This is a genomic window from Actinoplanes sp. NPDC026623 (assembly GCF_040638275.1).
Lineage (GTDB): Bacteria > Actinomycetota > Actinomycetes > Mycobacteriales > Micromonosporaceae > Actinoplanes.
In genome coordinates, this window is the sequence record NZ_JBEZXZ010000199.1 from 1 (window position 1) to 16,394 (window position 16,394).

Here is a 16,394-nt window from a genome sequence, read left to right on the forward strand (position 1 = left end):
GCCCCCGCGCCCGCGCCCCCACCCGGCCCCCGCGGCGACTCCAGGCTCGCGGTGGGCCGGCACGCGGCGCGCGTTCTAATATCGCGGGGTGCAGACTCGTGCCGGAAATCCGCGACCCATCACCCGCTACGGGAATCCCGTGCTGCATCGGCGGTGCGCCGAGGTGACCGTCTTCGACGACGATCTGCGGCAGCTTGTCGCCGACATGTTCGCCTCGATGGCCGCGGCCGAGGGCGTCGGGCTCGCCGCCAACCAGATCGGCGTCGACGCCCGGATTTTCGTCGTCGACTGCCCCGACGCGACCGAGACCCACGTCGTCGCCCACGTCGTCAACCCGGTCCTGCACCTGCCGGAGGGTCGCGAGCTCGAGATCGACAGCGAGGGCTGCCTGTCGGTGCCCGGCGTCCGCGCCGACGTCGGCCGGCCCACCGTCGCGTACGTGACCGGGGTCGACATGCACGGCGAGCCGGTCCGCATCGACGGCACCGGGCTGCTCGCGCGCTGCCTGCAGCACGAGACCGACCACCTCGACGGGCTGCTCTACGTCGACCGGCTGCCCGCCAAGAAGCGCAAGAAGATGCTCGCCGAGAGCGCGGAGGCCCCCGGCGTCGGCGTTTCCGCCTAGGCGTTGCCGGCAGGCCGGCCGACCCCGGCCCGCATCCACCGATTTCTACACCTTCCGGCCTCGGCCGACCGGGTCACCCCGGGTCGTCGGGACGGCGGTGCGGGCCGCCGGATTCGCGATGCCCCGGTGCTGACCGGCGAGGGTGCATCGGAGTTTCGGTCGCCCGCGATGATCGACGGTACGGATGGACAACAACCGCCGTGGTCGATACTCTTTCCTACGACGCCGTTGCGAGTTCTTCCCCCGTGGAATTCGCAGCGGCGTTCTTAATTTCACCGCCCGCCGCGGGCCCCGCGGACTCAGCCGACCGAGATGGGCAGGCTGGTGTAGCCGCGGATCGCCAGGCTGTCGCGCCGTCCCGGCTCGCCAGACAGGGCCAGGCGGGGAAAGCGGGCCAGCAGCGCCGGGATCGCGATCTGGGCCTCCAGCCGGGCCAGCGGCGCGCCCAGGCAGAAATGGATGCCGCCGCCGAACGACAGCGGCGCGTTGTCCGGGCGGGCGAGGTCGAGCCGGTCCGGGTCGGCGAAACGCTCCGGGTCACGGTTGCCCGCACCCAGGTACGCCACGATCCGCTCGCCGCCCGCCATCGGCACGCCCGCGATCTCGACGTCGTCCCACGCCAGCCTGCTGAGCAGCTGCACCGGGGTGTCGAAGCGCAGCAGCTCCTCGACCGCGCCGGCGGCCAGGCCGGGCTGCCGGCGCAGCGACTCCAGCTGGTCCGGGTTGCGCAGCAGCGCGACGACGCCGTTGCCGAGCAGGTTCGTCGTCGTCTCGAAGCCGGCCGCGAACAGCAGGGCGGCCATCGTGAGCAGCTCGTCCTCGGTGAGCCGCTCGCCGTCCTCCTCGGCGGCGACAAGCGCGCTGATCAGGTCGTCGCCCGGGTCGCGGCGGCGCTCGGCCGCCAGGCCGGCCAGGTATTCCCGGATGGTCGCGGCCGCCGGGTCCGCCGTCTCGAGAACCTCCGGCGTGATCACCTCCAGCACCTGCGTCCAGTCGCGGACCAGCGTCTGGAACTGGGCCCGGTCCGGCTCGGGGATGCCGAGCAGCTCGCCGATGACGTGCACCGGCAGCGGGAAACCCATCGCCTGTACGAAGTCGACCTCGCCGCTCATCCGCTCCAGCAGACCCTCGACCAGCTGGGCGATCCGCGGCCGCAGCGCCTCGACGCGACGGGCCGTGAAGGAGGAGCTGACCAGCCGGCGCAGCCGGGTGTGGTCCGGCGGGTTGCTGGCCAGCACGCTGGTGAACAGCTGGCGCAGCGCGGGATGGTCGGCCCAGTCGGGACGGACGAACTCCAACATGTGCGACGGCAGATGCCCGAGTTTCGGGTGCCGGGTGACGGCGGCGCAGTCAGCGTGGCGGGTCACCACGAGCGCGCCGTCCTCGGCGCGGATGACCGGTGAGATCTCACGAAGCCGCCGATAGATCGGATATGGATCCTCGCGGCCGGGCAGCCGGGTCAGCTCATCGAGCAGCTTCGTCGCCTCGAGACTATCCACAATGTCCGTCACGTCATCGAGAATACCGATCAGCGCTGATACACGTCCGGAATCCCGTCGTGGTCCGAGTCCACCGACTCCTCGGCGGTGAGCGACCGGTAGTGCGCGTTGCGTATCCGGAGCACGACCGCCGCGAGCAGGGCGGCCAGCAGGGAACCGAGCAGGATGCCGATCTTCGCGTTTCCGTCGCGGGCGGTGCCGGACCCGAACGCGAGCTCGCCGATCAGCAGCGACACCGTGAAGCCGATGCCGCCGAGCATGGCGACGCCGACGACGTCCCACCAGCTCAGCCCCGGATCCAGGCTGGCCCGGGTGAAGCGCTGCACCAGCCAGGTCGCGCCGGTGACGCCGACCGTCTTGCCGACGATCAGGCCGGCGGCCACGCCGATGGTGACCGAGTCGCGCAGGCTGGCGCCGAGCCCGCCGGCCGCGGCCACCGAGACGCCGGCGGCGAAGAACGCGAAGACCGGCACGGCGAACCCGGCCGACAGCGGCCGGAACCGGTGCTCGAAGTGTTCCGCCAGCGAGAACTTGCGGACGGGCACCGTGAAGGCGAGCAGGACGCCCGCCACGGTCGCGTGCACGCCGGACTCGTGCACCAGCACCCAGGTCGCCGCGGCCAGCGGCAACAGCAGCCACCACCTGCGGACCCCGCGCCGGACGAGCAGCCCGAACAGCGTCAGCGGAATCAGCGCGAACAGCAGCGGCAGCGGGTGCAGCGACGACGTGTAGAAGATCGCGATGATCAGAATGGCCAGCAGGTCGTCGACCACGGCGAGGGTCAGCAGGAACGTGCGCAGGGCCGACGGCAGGTGCGTGCCGATGACGGCGAGCACCGCCAGGGCGAAGGCGATGTCCGTGGCGGTCGGGGTGGCCCACCCGGCGAGCGCGCCGCTGTCCAGGTTGAACAGCGCGTAGACCACGGCGGGGACGATCATGCCGCCGACCGCGGCCATCACCGGCAGGGCCGCCCTGCGCGGGTCGCGCAGGTCCCCGGCGACGAACTCCCGCTTGAGTTCGAGCCCGGCGACGAAGAAGAAGATCGCCAGCAGCCCGTCGGCGGACCACTCGGCGAGCGTGAGCGGCCCGAGGTGCAGGCCGGAGAGGCTGCGGTAGGCGTCGTCCCAGGGCGAGTTCGCCCAGCCGATGCCGATCAGCGCGGCCGCGAGCAGCAGCATGCCGCCGATGGTCTCGGTGCGCAGCAGGTCGCCGATGCGACGGGTCTCGGACCAGGTACCGCGCCCAAAAAGGGACATTCATGGCCTCCGGGAGGAGCCGGCGGGGAATCGCCGATCAGACTTCCTGCGACACCTGACCTGGTCCGACCCTATCGGTTCGCGGGGCGCCGCGTCAGGCGACGAGTTTGATCCGTACCCGGCGGTTCTGCCGGCCCTTGCTCTCGACCTTGACCACCTGGACGCGGCCGACCTGCGCGGTCGAGGCCACATGGGTGCCGCCGTCGGCCTGGACGTCCAGGCCGACGATGTCCACCACCCGGATCTCGGCGTTCTCCAGCGGGGGCAGCGCGTCCTGGGTGCGGACCAGGTCGGGGATCGCGAGCGCCTCCGCGCGCGGCAGCACCCGCGCGACGATCTTGCGGTCGGCCGCGATCTCCGCGTTCACGGCGTCCTCGAGCGCCTGCTTGAAGCCCGGCGGGACCTCCGGCAGGTTGAAGTCCATCCGCGCCTCGCCGGGTTGCATGTTGCCCCCGGTGACCAGCGCGCCGAAGTCGCGGAACACCGTGCCGCAGAGGATGTGCAGCCCCGAGTGGGTGCGCATGAGGGTGCTGCGGCGCTCGTCGTCGACCGCGCCGCGCACGCTCGCGCCGACCGGCGGGACCGGGTCGCCCGGCGCGGGGATCAGGTAGTGCTCGTCGCCCTTGCGGGTGTCCACGATCCGGGTCTGCACGCCCTGCCAGATCAGCACGCCGTGGTCCGGCGGCTGGCCGCCGCCGCCCGGGTAGAACGCCGACCGGTCGAGCACGATCCCCGCGTCCGGGTCGGCCGGATCGGACCAGACGACGGTGCAGTCCCACTCCCGGATGGTCGGATCGGCCCAGTCCAGGCGATGCGTGTGTCCATGCTGATCGAACGCCATTTCCCGAGCCTAGAACACCGGCCCGCCGGACTGTCACAGTGGAATCGGCCAACGAATGTGCATGGGTTTCCGCCGCGGGTGGGCTCAGGCGTCGGTGCGCCTGAGCCGCCACGCGCCCGCGACGACGACCGCCGCGACGTACGCCACGAAGACGCCGAGCCCCGCCCACGGGCCGAGCGCGTCCGAGTCCCGGGTCACCGCGGTGAAGGCGTCGCCGGCGTTCGCGGGCAGGACCCGCACCACGTCGTCGCGCACGCTCGCCGGCAACAGCAGCTGGGCCACGCCGCTGAGCAGGAACATCGCGCCGAACAGCGTGCTGATGGCGGCCGGCGTCGAGCGCAGCAGCGCGCCGAGGGCCAGGCCGAGCACGCCCGAGCCGGCCAGGACGACGGCCGAGCCGATCACCGCGCGGGCCACCCCCGTGCCGGACCAGGACGCGCCGCCGTCGCCGATCACGGCCTGGCCGGCGGTGAAGGCGAGCGCGGCGGCCGCGAGGCCGACGACCAGGACCACCCCGCCGAAGACGGCGATCTTGCCCCAGAGGACCGGGAGCCGCTTCGGTACGGCGGTCAGCGAGGAACGGATCATCCCGGTGCTGTACTCGCTCGCCATGAAGAGCACGCCCAGGGTGCCGAACGCCAACTGGGCGAAGGTGAGCCCGGCCAGGCTCGCGTCGACCGGACCGAGGTTGCCGGGGCCGGGGCCGGGACCCGGGCCGCCGGCATCGCCCGAATCGATCATCGAGGCGGCCAGCAGGCCGATGCCGACCAGCAGCGTGACCGCGGTGGCCAGCGTGACGGCGGTCGAGCGCAGCGACCAGAACTTGATCCACTCGGACCGGATCACCCGCGCCTGGGTGACCTCGGCCCCGGCACCGGCCGGCCGGACAGCGGTGATCGCCTCGCTCATGCCGTGGCTCCGATGCTGTGGTACTCGACGACGTCCCTGGTCAGTTCCATGAACGCCTCCTCGAGCGAGGGCCGCCGGACGGTCAGTTCGTGCAGGGCGATGCCCGCGGCGGCGGCGCGGTCGCCGACCTGCGCGGCCGAGAGGCCGGAGACCTCGAAGGCGCCGCGCTCGACGCCGAGCACGGTGACGCCGGGCCCGGCGACGAGGTCGTGCAACTCGACGGCCCGGGGCGAGCGGACCAGCACGGTGTCGCGCGCGGCGCTCTCGATGAACTCGGCGACCGACACGTCGGCGATCAGCCGGCCGCGGCCGACGACCACGAGGTGCTCGGCGGTCAGCGCCATCTCGCTCATCAGGTGCGACGAGACGAAGACGGTGCGGCCCCGCGCGGCAAGCCCCTGCATCAGGCGCCGGATCCACAGGATGCCCTCCGGGTCGAGCCCGTTCACCGGCTCGTCGAGGATCAGCACCTCCGGGTCGGCGAGCAGGGCCGACGCGATGCCGAGCCGCTGGCCCATGCCGAGGGAGAAGGCGCCGGCCCGTTTGCGGGCGACCTCGCGCAGGCCGACGAGGTCGATGACCTCGTCGACCCGGGCGCGCGGCACCCCGGTGGTCGCGGCCATCGCCAGCAGGTGGTGGTACGCCGACCGCCCGGTGTGCACGGCCTTCGCGTCCAGCAGCGCGCCGGCCTGCCGCAACGGCGCGGGGTGCTCCGCGTACGGGCGGCCGTTGATCGTCGCCGTGCCCGACGTCGGCCGGTCCAGCCCCAGGATCATCCGCATGGTGGTGGACTTGCCGGCGCCGTTGGGCCCCAGGAAGCCGGTCACGATGCCGGGCTTGACGGTGAACGTCAAGGAGTCGACGGCGGTCTTGGCGCCGTACCGCTTGGTGAGTTGCTTGACCTCGATCACGGGGACCAGGCTGGCCCGCCGGTGCCGTGATCCGCGTCGTCCGGCCGCGGGCGGTTCCGAGTACTACAGCGGCGGTATGCGAGGTCACCTTCTTACCGCGCAGGGACGACGCTCCGGAGGCCGGTCCGCGCGTAACGTGATCGTCATGGAGATGGGCGGGCTCCGCGAGACGCGGGCAGGGCAGGCGATAGACCGCCATCCGCAGCTCTGCGACGTGGCGCTGGGCCTGTTTCTGGCCGCGTTCGCGCTGGCGAGCCTGCGCCTCGGGCCGCACGGCGAGCAGCCGCGCGCGCCGGGCCTCGCCGACGCGGTGGCGATCTGCGTCGCCTTCCTGACGGTCTCCGCCCGTCGCGTGCGGACCCGGCCGGCCCTGATCGTCACCGTGCTCACCTGGGTGGTGCTCGTCGCCGTCGACCATGAGCGCCAGCCGGTGCTGACCGTCGCCGCGGTCGTGCTCCTGTTCACCTTCGCGACCCGCAACGAGCGGCGGACGGTCTGGGCCACGGCCGGCTGCTGCGGCGCCGCGCTGTACCTGGCGGGGGTGGCCTGGGGCGGCGGCGGATGGTGGGCCCCGGAAAACCTGGGCGCGCTCGCCTGGGTCGGCATGGCCACCGCGGTCGGCGACGCCGCCCGCAGCCGGCGGGCGTACGTGGCGGAGGTCGAGGAGCGCGCCCGGCGCGCCGAGCAGAGCCGCGACGAGGAGGCCCGGCGCCGGGTGGTCGAGGAGCGGGTGCGCATCGCCCGCGAGCTGCACGACGTCGTCGCCCATCACATCGCCGTCATCAAGGTGCAGGCCACCGGCGCGAAGCACATCCTGGCGCACCGCCCGGAGCAGGTCGCCCCGGCGCTGGACCACATCAGCCGCTCGTCCGACGCGGTGCTCAAGGAGATCGCCTCCGTGGTCGGGCTGCTGCGCGGCTCGGACGACCTCGGCGGCGCCGAGGCGCCGGCCACCGAGCCGACCCGCGGGCTGGCGCGCCTCAGCGGGCTGCTCGATGATCTCGCCGCGGCGGGGCTGCGGGTCGATCACCGCCAGCTCGGCGAGTCCCGCGAGCTGCCCGCGCTGGTCGACCTCGCCGCCTACCGGATCGCACAGGAGGCGCTGACCAACGCGCAGAAGTACGGCGACGGCACGGCCTGGCTCACGGTGTCCTACACGGCGGCCGGGGTGACGCTGGAGATCATCAACCCGGTCCGGCCCGATGTCACCCGGGCCGGTTCCGGTTACGGCATTCTCGGCATGCGCGAGCGTGCCGTCTCCACCGGCGGCGCGCTGACGGTGCGCCCGGGCGAGGACGGCTGGTTCGCGGTCCGGGCCGAGCTGCCGGCCGCAGACCTCGAGCCGGCCGCTTCGTGACCATCCGGGTGCTGCTGGCCGACGACCAGCCGCTGATCCGGGCGGGCTTCCGGATGTTCGTCGAGCCCGACCCCGAGGTCGAGGTCGTCGGCGAGGCGGGCACCGGCCGCGAGGCCGTCCAGCTGGCCCGCTCCGAGCGCGCCGACGTCGTGCTCATGGACCTGCGGATGCCGGACATGGACGGCATCGAGGCCACCCGCCGCATCGCCGACGCCGAGGACCTGGCCGGCGTCCGGGTGCTGGTGCTGACCACCTTCGAGAACGACGACAACGTGGTGCTGGCGCTGCGCGCCGGCGCGAGCGGCTTCCTCGGCAAGCACGTCGACCCCGCCGAGTTGCTGCGCGCCATCCGTGTCGTGGCCGCCGGAGAGTCGTTGCTCTCCCCGGCAGCCACCCGCGGCCTGGTCAGCCGTTTCCTGAGCCAGCCGGTGCCGAGCGCGCTGCCGGCGGCGCTGGAGTTGAGCGCCCTGACGGAACGGGAACGCGAGGTGCTGGCGCTGGTGGCGTACGGGCTGTCGAACGACGAGATCGCCGAGCGGCTGTACCTGTCGCCGCTGACGGTGAAGACGCACATCAACCGGGCGATGACCAAGCTCGGGGTGCGGGATCGGGCCCAGCTGGTCGTCATCGCGTACCAGAGCGGTCTGGTTCGGCCGGGGGAGCAGCAGCCGTGAGCGCGCCGATCACCGCGGTCCTGCTCTGCGCCGCGTCGGCCGCGGGTTACGCGGCCGCGGCGGTCCTGCAGGAGCGCCTCGCGCAGCGGCCGATCGGGGTGCTGGTCCGGATGCCGCTGTGGTGGCTGGCGATCGCGCTGAACGGCGTCGGCGCGGGCCTGCACGTGGTCGCGCTGCGCTACGGGCCGCTCTCCCTGGTCCAGCCGTTCGGCGTGCTGACCCTGGTGCTCGCCGTTCCGGTGGCCGCGGCGCTCGCCGGGCATGCGGTCGCCCGGATCGAGCGGCGGGGCATCGTCCTGACGGTGGCCGGCCTGGTCGGCATCCTGCTGGTGGCCGGCACGACGAACGGCATCGCGGTGCTGAGCACCGCGCAGCTTCTCAGCCTGCTGATGGCGGCCGCGGTGGTGCTGACGACCCTGGGCGCCTGGGGAGCGGTGCCGGGCTCCTCGGTCCTCTGGCCGGCGACGGCCGCGGGCGTCTCCTTCGGCGTCTCGTCGGCGCTGACCCAGACGGTGGCGGTGCGCGTCACCGGCGAAGGCCTCGGCGCGCTGCTCGATTCGACGGTCGCCGTCGCCGCCCTGGCGATCGCGGCGCTGTCGACGGCCGGGACGCTGTTCGCCCAGCGGTCCTACCGGGGCGGCCTCGGCGCCCCGCTGGCGGTCAGCACGCTGGCGAACCCGGTCGCGGCCGCGACGATCGGGATGCTGCTGCTGGGCGAGCAGATCACCGGCGGCGGGGCCGGCGCCCTGATCGCGGTCGCCGGCGCGGGCGCCGCGGCGGTGGGCGTGAGCCTGCTGACCCGCGCCCAGATCGACCTGAGGATTCCGGCGCCGGTCGCGCCGCAGCTGAGCGAGCCCTGCCCGAGCTAGGCGCCGAGCCGAAAAATCTGCCACCTTTCTGCACCTTCGCCGTCAGTGATCCGCAACTCGGGCCGATGAGGGAGTGGACGCGCCGAATCGGATGACGGGGTGGAACATTGGCAGGGCTTACCAGCTGGGCACGCAACCGCCGGGTCTCGACGAAGGTGCTCACCGTGGCGGGTATCTCCGTAGCGGGCATGCTCGTCACCGGGATCGTGAGCCTGGTGGGCATCTCGGGTCTCAAGACCACCCGCAACGACGAGCTCAACCGCGCGGTGCCCTACATCACCGCGCTGAACGACGCCGCGCTCGCCGCCAAGTCCGGCGCGAACGACGAGCGCGGGTTCCTGATCGCCGGCGACGAGTCGTTCAGCGCCGAGTCCCTCGGCCGCAAGGAGACCGTCGACCAGCGCCTCGCCTCCGCACGGGGCCTCGGCGACGCCGCCGAGCAGGCCGCGATCGACGAGATCAAATCGGGGACCGACGCCTGGTTCACCGCGATCGAGGCCGAATTCAAGACGTACCCGACCGACCGGCAGGCGGCCATCGACGCGTCCTTCGGCCCGAACCGGGACCTGCGCAAGGCCTACGAGGAGAAGTTCACCGCCGAGACCACCCGGGCCGACGCGGCCCTGATCGCCGGCGAGGCCTTCGACAGGACGGTGACGAAGACGCGTACCACCGTGATCGTGACCATGTGCGTCGCCCTGCTGCTCTCGGTCCTGCTCGCGCTCTGGGTGGCCCGGATGATCGTCATGCCGCTGCGGCGGGTGTCGGAGGTGCTGGACGCCGTTGCCGGCGGCGACCTGTCCCGGGACCCCGAGGTGGATCAGCGGGACGAGCTGGGCGGCATGGCCCGCTCGCTGCGGCAGGCCACCGCTACCCTGCGCGCGACCGTCACCGACCTGGCCGCTCACTCGCAGAACCTGAACACGGCGGCCGGCGCGCTGGCCGCGACCAGCAAGGACAGCTCGGTGAGCGCCGAGACCGGCGCGCGGCAGGCGGCCGACGTCTCGGAGTCCGCCGCGGCGATGTCGTCGAACGTGCAGACCGTGGCGGCCGGCGCCGAGGAGATGGGCGCCTCCATCCGCGAGATCAGCCAGAGCGCCACCCAGGCCGCCGGCGTCGCCGCCCGGGCCGTCGACGTCACCGCCTCGACGACAACGGTGATGGCGAAGCTCGGCGAGTCGTCCGCCGAGATCGGCAACGTCATCAAGGTGATCACCTCGATCGCCGAGCAGACCAACCTGCTCGCGCTCAACGCCACCATCGAGGCCGCGCGGGCCGGGGAGATGGGCAAGGGCTTCGCCGTGGTGGCCAGCGAGGTCAAGGACCTGGCCCAGGAGACGGCCCGGGCGACCGAGGACATCGGTCAGCGGGTCGCGGCCATCCAGTCCGACACCGAGGGCGCGGTCGCGGCGATCGGGGAGATCAGCGAGATCATCGGCCGGATCAGCGAGTTCCAGACCACCATCGCGTCCGCGGTCGAGGAGCAGACCGTGACCACCAACGAGATGAGCCGCAACGTCACGGAGGCCGCCGAGGCCGGCGGCCGGGTCGCGGAGACGATCACCGAGGTGGCCGCCTCCATGCAGCTGACCACGGTCGGCGTCACCGAGGCAACGCGGGCCGCCGGACAACTCGCGGAGATGTCCGACGACCTGCGCGCGATCGTCAACCGCTTCCGGCTGACGCCGGGGGGCGGCGATGCCTAGAGGTATGCCCGGCCCGCGTTGCGCTTGAGCGCGTCTTCCCAGCCGGCCAGGTCGGAGGGCTCGAGGTCGGTCTGGCCGACATACTCCGCCGACGGGCGGATGATCTTGCCGAGCCGCTTCTGCTCCAGGATGTGGCTGCTCCAGCCGGCCGTCCGGGCGCAGGTGAACATCGAGGTGAACAGCGGGGCGGGCACCTCGGCGAAGTCCAGGATGATCGCGGCCCAGAACTCGACGTTGGTCTCCAGCACCCGGTCCGGCTTGCGCTCGCGCAGCTCGGCGAGGGCCGCGTCCTCCAGCGCCTTCGCCACCTCGTAGCGCGGCGCACCGAGCTCCTTGGCCGCCGCGCGCAGCAGCCGGGCCCGCGGGTCCTCGGCACGGTAGATCGCGTGCCCGAAGCCCATCAGGCGCTGCCCGCTGTCGAGAAGCTGCTTCACGTACGCCCGGGCGTCGCCGGAACGCTCGACGGCCTCGACCATGTGCAGGGCCCGCGACGGCGCGCCGCCGTGCAGCGGTCCGGACATCGCGCCGATCGCCGCGGACACGGACGCGGGTACGTCCGCGCCGGTGCTGGCGACGACCCGCGCGGTGAAGGTGGAGGCGTTCATGCCGTGCTCGGCCGCCGAGATCCAGTAGCGGTCGATCGCGCTCACGTGCCGCGGGTCGGGCTCGCCGCGCCAGCGGATCATGAAGCGCTCGACGATGCTGGTCGCCTCGTCCACCCGGCTCTCCGGCACGGCCGGCAGATCCGTGCCGCGGGCGCCCTTGGCGACCAGCGCGAGCAGCGTGGCGGAGGTGCGGGCCAGGTCGGCGCGGGCCTGCTGGTCGTCGATGTCGATCAGCGGGCCGAGGCCCCACAGCGGGGCCATCGTGGCGATGGCGGCCTGCACGTCGGCGCGGATGTCGCCCGAGCGCACGGTCAGCGCGACGGGCTCCTCGGCCGGCAGCGGGGCGCCGAAGTCCCCGTCCACGAGCAGACCCCAGATGTCGGCATAGGACACCTTGCCGACGAGTTTTTCGATGTCGATGCCGCGATAACGCAGGGCACCGCCGTCTCGGTCGGGCTCCGCGATCTCGGTGGAGAACGCGACGACGCCGGCCAGGCCAGGGGGAACGGTCAGCATGGTGACTCCCGTGAACACATCGGTGGAGGTCGAACATTACCGCCGAGTAGCCTGTGGAAGCGTGCGGAAAATGTCACACCCCGTTAGCCAGCCGGACTCGGTTGGCCGCGACGAGAAGCACCTGTTCACCGTTGGCCGTCAGCGCCTGCGGGGGTCCGCCCCGCGCGGCGTGATGACGTTGAGCCACGACCTGCCGCCGTCCGTCGACGGCTACTCGAAGCGGGACGGGTCGCCGGCGCCGACCCGGAGGATCTCCGGCTCGCCGCCGGAGAGGTCGATGACGGTGGTCGGCACCGTGCCGCACTCGCCTGAGTCGATCACCGCGTCCACGGCGTGGTCGAGCCGGTCCTTGATCTCCCAGCCCTGGGTCAGCGGCTCCTCCTCGCCGGGCAGCAGCAGGGTGCTGGAGAGCAGCGGCTCGCCCAGTTCGGCCAGGATCGCTTGGGTCACCGTGTGCTCCGGGATGCGGACCCCGACGGTCTTCTTCTTGGGGTGCAGCAGCCGGCGGGGCACCTCGCGGGTCGCCGGCAGGATGAAGGTGTAGCTGCCGGGCGTCGCGGCCTTGACCGATCGGAACACCGCGTTGTTGATCTGCACGAGCTGGCCCAGCTGCGCGAAGTCGCGGCAGACCAACGTGAAGTGGTGGTCGTCGCCGAGCTGGCGGATCTCCCGGATCCGTTCGAGGCCCTTGGCGTTGCCGATCCGGCAGCCGAGGCCGTAACAGGAGTCGGTCGGATATGCGATCAGCCCGTCGTTCCGCAGGATGCCGACCACCTGCGAAACGGCCCGCTGCTGCGGGTTGTCGGGATGCACGTCGAAATACTTTGCCACCACCAGAGCCTAGATCGGGAGCTGCCGAATTTGCCGGAAATCGCGGCCGAAGAGAAATGAGGTAGGCCGGACCGGGTCGACCTACGACTACCGGGCCACCTACGCGAAGAAGTCCTATGAGGACAGGTTCTTCAAGCGGCTGAGCGACCTCGCCACGCCCGCGCCGCAGGCCAGGAACGTCAGGGACATCACGTCCAACAACTTCATTGCCGCGCCCAGCGTGGGCAAGTGGCTGGCGGACGTCGGCAACCCGGACCTGGACGGCGACGGCACCGTCGACTACCGCATGCCGCGGACCTGGGAGTACACGGCGGGCGGCTTCCGCTCCCCGGCGGCGTCGGCCGGTGACCTCTCGCTGATCACCCGCTACGTGGCGCTCAACCTGCTGATGACCACGTCGCCGCTGTACCCCGTGGGCGCCGGGGTCGGGGTGCCCGCGCTGGGCTTCGGGACGGCGGCGTGAGCAGGTGCCGAATCCATCATGGAACCTGACGGAAACTGAAAGAACGGAACAGGATTGCGAAAATAGTCGACAGGCTCTTGTGGAGTTCGTCACAGGCGACCTAAGGTCACCTCACTCCCGCGGCGTCGTCCCGCCGTGCGCGTGCTCCCAGTAGAAAAGAGCTCCTCGATGTCTGTGAATGCGAGGTGGCCGGCACTGGCTACCGCCTGCGTTGTCGGGCTGGGCCTGTCGGCCGGCGCGGGCGTCCCCGCGAGCGCCGCGCCGGCGGCACCCGTGGTGACCCGCGCCGGACTCGACCCCGCCCTGGTCGCCGGTCGCGGCGCCGCCGTGGACTTCGCCGAGCAGGAGGCGGAGAACGCCCGGCACAACGGCACCGTCATCGGCCCGGACCGGGCCGCGTACACCCTTGCCGGCGAGGCCTCCGGGCGCACGGCGGTCAGGCTGGCACCCGGCCAGTACGTCGAATTCACCCTGCCCCGCCCCGCCAACGCGGTGAACGTGCGCTACAGCATCCCGGACGCGCCCGCCGGCGGCGGGATCACCGCGCCGCTCGCGGTCACCGCCGGCGGCAGGCCGGCGATGACGATGACGCTGACGTCGCAGTACGCGTACCTCTACAACCAGTACCCGTTCACCAACGACCCGGGCGCCGGGCTGCTGCACCCCGACTGGTGGATCACGGAGTGCGCCTGCGTGCCGGCCGCGACGACGCCGACGCCGGAGATCGCCAAGCCGTTCCGGCCGATGCACTTCTACGACGAGCAGCGCCTGCTGCTCGGCAGGACCTACCGGGCCGGCGAGACGATCCGGCTGACCGCCTCGGCCGGCGCCGCGTGGACGGTCATCGACCTGCTCGACTCGCAACTCGTCGCCGCGCCGCACGTCAACCTGCGCGCGTCGAACGTGCTGCTCTTCGGCGCCGACCCGACCGGGCGCCGCGACTCCGCGGCCGCGTTCGACGCCGCGATCGCGTTCGCCCGCAAGGCGCGGCTGAAGGTGTACGTCCCGCCGGGCACCTACCAGGTGAACCGGCACATCATCGTCGACGACGTGACGATCGAGGGCGCCGGAAGCTGGTACACGATCATCAAGGGCCGGGAGGTCGCCCTCGCCGAACCGGCGCCGGACGGCTCGGTGCACACCGGCGTCGGCTTCTACGGCAGGGACGCGTCCGTCGGCGGCAGCCGCAACGTGCACCTGAGTGGCTTCGCGATCGAGGGCGACGTCCGCGAGCGCATCGACGCCGACCAGGTGAACGGCGTCGGCGGCGCGCTCAGTGACTCCACCGTGGACGGTCTGTACCTGCGGCACACCAAGGTCGGCATGTGGTTCGACGGGCCGATGAACAACCTGACCATCACCGGCAACGTGATCGTCGATCAGATCGCCGACGCCCTGAACTTCCACACCGGCGTCACGAAGTCCCTGGTGCGCAACAACTTCATCCGCAACACCGGCGACGATGGCCTGGCCATGTGGTCGGAGAAGACGGCGGACGCGGGCAACACGTTCGACCACAACACCGTGCAGACGCCGACCCTGGCCAACGGCATCGCGATCTACGGCGGCACCGACAACACGGTGTCAGGCAACCTGGTGGCGGACCCGATCCGCGAGGGCAGCGGCATCCACGTGGGTTCCCGCTTCGGCGCCGAGCCGTTCGCCGGCGACCTGACGATCAAAGACAACACCGTGGTACGCGCGGGCACGTTCGAACTGAACTGGAGGATCGGCCTCGGCGCGATCTGGTTCTACGCGCTGGACCGCAGCATCACCGCGAACATCCAGGTGACCGGGGATCACTACCTGGACAACACGTACAACGCGATCATGTTGGTCAGCGACTGGGGGGTCAAGGACCTCTACTCGATCAACGGCGTGAAGTTCCGGGACGTCCGCGTCGACGGCACGGGAACGTCGGTCGTGTCCGGCCGGGTGGCCGGCTCCGCCTCGTTCGAGAACGTGGACGCCCGCAACGTCGGCGCGGTGGGCGTGAACAACTGCGGTTCGTTCAACTTCAGGCCGACCGGCTCGGAGTTCAGCCTGACCGACCTCGGCGGCAACGACGGCGGCGGCACCACCGGCCCGTGGCTGGCGCCCTGGGAACTCCCGAACACCATCACCTGCGACGACCGCCCGCCGGTCGTCGCGCCCCCGGCGCCGACCACCTGGTAACGGCGGGGAACGGGAGCGGGCGGGCGGTTATGGGGGCCGCCCGCCCCTTCCCGGTGCGGCCCAACCCTGCGGCAGACCTGCCGGATGAGGCGAGATGCGCCCGGGGCGGGGTCGTCGGCTTCGGCGCGATGTCTCGCTCGGCCGAGAGCGGGGCCTGGCTGCGACTGAACTGACTCTGGCGGGCCGGGACCGGTCAGGCGGTCGCCTGCGCGCGGCGCCCGGAGCGGGCGGGCCGGGCCTTGTGCGGCAGCGCGGAGCGGGCCGCCTCCGCCCGCGCCTCGGCCGCGATGACCTCGGTGCGCAGGCTGCGGATCGCGGCGGTGGCGACTCCGGCGGCCTGCCAGGCGGCGTCCTCGGCGTTCAGCCGGTCCTGGTAGGCGGCGAACCGGTGGGCGACGGCGGCGCGGGCGAGGGCGAACTCCTGCAGGACGGGGTGCAGCGTCGGGTCCCAGCCGTTGCGGTGGGTCAGCGCGTCGAGCAACTGCGAGTCGGACAGGTCGCCCCGGCGGTGCGCGACCTGCGCGGACCGGCGCAGCGCCCGGGCCCGCGCGGCGTGCTCGTCGGAGTCGGCCTCGCCGGCCGGTGTCGCATAGGCGGCCGCGCCGCGGGCCCGGGTCAGCGCGGCATCCGCGTCCTGGTAGGCCTGCCACGCCTGCTGCGTGCGGGCCTGCGCCTCCTGGCACTCCTCGCGCCGGCGCTCGGCCGTGTTCGCCGCGCCGTGCGCCACCACCGCGATCTCCTCCGCGTACCGGATCGACTCCGTGGCCGCCGCGGCCCGGCGCCGCGTCTCGGCGCGCTTCTGCGCGGCCGAGTCGGCGAGCCAGGCCGAGATCTGGCGCGGGCGCAGGACGCCGCTCGGCAGGGCCAGCCCGGCGAGGGCGAACAGGGCGAGCAGGATCAGGGTCGCCCAGATGGCGGCGGCCGCCCGGCCACCGTGCCCGGCGAGGAGCGCAAAAGCGAAATCCATGTCTTCTTCCTTGTCCACCGGTCGTGCCACTCAGCGATGTGGGGCGTGACGAGACGACCCGGCCGCCGACCGGCCGAGGGCCGGGCGGAGGCGGGCGCTCAGGCGGAACGGGGCGGTGCGCGCGGCCCGCCGGCCGCGGTGCCGATCTGGTCGGCGAGGACCCGGGCGCGGGGCGAGGCGCCGGCCGGGG

15 protein-coding genes are annotated in these 16,394 nt (G+C 72.5%); 7 read left to right on the forward strand and 8 right to left on the reverse strand.

Annotated elements, in window-relative coordinates; translation table 11 throughout:
* Window positions 1-88 precede the first annotated feature (88 nt).
* On the forward strand, window positions 89-625 hold the full coding sequence (def, locus tag AB0F10_RS36910) for a peptide deformylase (RefSeq protein WP_360636274.1): 537 nt from the start codon (window positions 89-91) through the stop codon (window positions 623-625).
* A 299-nt stretch (window positions 626-924) separates the two neighbouring features.
* Here def and AB0F10_RS36915 read toward each other — a convergent pair whose 3' ends face one another.
* From AB0F10_RS36915 to AB0F10_RS36935, 5 genes are all read right to left on the reverse strand, one after another.
* Window positions 925-2,136, reverse strand: a complete 1,212-nt coding sequence (locus AB0F10_RS36915) for a cytochrome P450 (protein ID WP_360636277.1) — start codon at window positions 2,134-2,136, stop codon at window positions 925-927.
* A gap of 17 nt (window positions 2,137-2,153) precedes the next feature.
* Window positions 2,154-3,380, reverse strand: coding sequence for a Na+/H+ antiporter NhaA (gene nhaA, locus AB0F10_RS36920; RefSeq protein ID WP_360636280.1), 1,227 nt, complete (start codon window positions 3,378-3,380; stop codon window positions 2,154-2,156).
* 94 nt (window positions 3,381-3,474) lie between these two features.
* Window positions 3,475-4,221: an alanyl-tRNA editing protein gene (locus AB0F10_RS36925; RefSeq protein WP_360636283.1), complete on the reverse strand. Its 747-nt coding sequence runs from the start codon at window positions 4,219-4,221 to the stop codon at window positions 3,475-3,477.
* Between the two features lie 84 nt (window positions 4,222-4,305).
* On the reverse strand, window positions 4,306-5,130 hold the full coding sequence (locus AB0F10_RS36930) for an ABC transporter permease (RefSeq protein WP_360636286.1): 825 nt from the start codon (window positions 5,128-5,130) through the stop codon (window positions 4,306-4,308).
* Window positions 5,127-6,041, reverse strand: a complete 915-nt coding sequence (locus AB0F10_RS36935) for an ATP-binding cassette domain-containing protein (RefSeq protein ID WP_360636289.1) — start codon at window positions 6,039-6,041, stop codon at window positions 5,127-5,129. The genes AB0F10_RS36930 and AB0F10_RS36935 overlap by 4 nt, the downstream gene beginning before the upstream one ends.
* A gap of 145 nt (window positions 6,042-6,186) precedes the next feature.
* On the opposite strand from AB0F10_RS36935, the gene AB0F10_RS36940 reads away from it, so the two are divergent.
* The 4 genes from AB0F10_RS36940 (at window position 6,187) to AB0F10_RS36955 (ending at window position 10,647) form a co-directional block, all read left to right on the forward strand.
* Window positions 6,187-7,398, forward strand: a complete 1,212-nt coding sequence (locus AB0F10_RS36940; RefSeq protein WP_360636292.1) for a histidine kinase — start codon at window positions 6,187-6,189, stop codon at window positions 7,396-7,398.
* A complete protein-coding gene (locus AB0F10_RS36945; protein ID WP_360636295.1) occupies window positions 7,395-8,072 on the forward strand; it encodes a response regulator transcription factor in 678 nt (225 codons plus the stop codon). The genes AB0F10_RS36940 and AB0F10_RS36945 overlap by 4 nt, the downstream gene beginning before the upstream one ends.
* Window positions 8,069-8,941 carry a DMT family transporter gene (locus tag AB0F10_RS36950; protein ID WP_360636298.1) on the forward strand — a complete coding sequence of 291 codons (873 nt, stop codon included), beginning with the start codon at window positions 8,069-8,071 and terminating at the stop codon, window positions 8,939-8,941. Before AB0F10_RS36945 ends, AB0F10_RS36950 begins: the two co-directional genes overlap by 4 nt.
* 164 nt (window positions 8,942-9,105) lie before the next feature.
* Window positions 9,106-10,647, forward strand: a complete 1,542-nt coding sequence (locus tag AB0F10_RS36955; RefSeq protein ID WP_360636301.1) for a methyl-accepting chemotaxis protein — start codon at window positions 9,106-9,108, stop codon at window positions 10,645-10,647.
* Here AB0F10_RS36955 and AB0F10_RS36960 read toward each other — a convergent pair.
* Both AB0F10_RS36960 and AB0F10_RS36965 read right to left on the reverse strand, forming a co-directional pair.
* Window positions 10,644-11,768, reverse strand: a complete 1,125-nt coding sequence (locus AB0F10_RS36960; RefSeq protein WP_360636304.1) for a citrate synthase 2 — start codon at window positions 11,766-11,768, stop codon at window positions 10,644-10,646. The two genes, AB0F10_RS36955 and AB0F10_RS36960, sit on opposite strands and share 4 nt — an antisense overlap.
* A 210-nt stretch (window positions 11,769-11,978) precedes the next feature.
* The gene (locus AB0F10_RS36965; protein ID WP_360636307.1) at window positions 11,979-12,599 is read right to left on the reverse strand and encodes an L-threonylcarbamoyladenylate synthase; all 621 of its coding nucleotides are present in this window, start codon (window positions 12,597-12,599) and stop codon (window positions 11,979-11,981) included.
* A gap of 220 nt (window positions 12,600-12,819) precedes the next feature.
* Here AB0F10_RS36965 and AB0F10_RS36970 point away from each other — a divergent pair, with 220 nt between their 5' ends.
* Window positions 12,820-13,062 (forward strand): hypothetical protein, encoded by a 243-nt coding sequence (locus AB0F10_RS36970; protein WP_360636310.1) that lies wholly within the window; start codon window positions 12,820-12,822, stop codon window positions 13,060-13,062.
* Window positions 13,063-13,230: 168 nt separating this feature from the next.
* Window positions 13,231-15,237 (forward strand): glycosyl hydrolase family 28-related protein, encoded by a 2,007-nt coding sequence (locus AB0F10_RS36975; RefSeq protein ID WP_360636313.1) that lies wholly within the window; start codon window positions 13,231-13,233, stop codon window positions 15,235-15,237.
* 193 nt (window positions 15,238-15,430) lie between these two features.
* On the opposite strand, the gene AB0F10_RS36980 is transcribed toward AB0F10_RS36975, so the two are convergent.
* Window positions 15,431-16,204: a hypothetical protein gene (locus AB0F10_RS36980; protein WP_360636316.1), complete on the reverse strand. Its 774-nt coding sequence runs from the start codon at window positions 16,202-16,204 to the stop codon at window positions 15,431-15,433.
* Window positions 16,205-16,394: the final 190 nt, after the last annotated feature.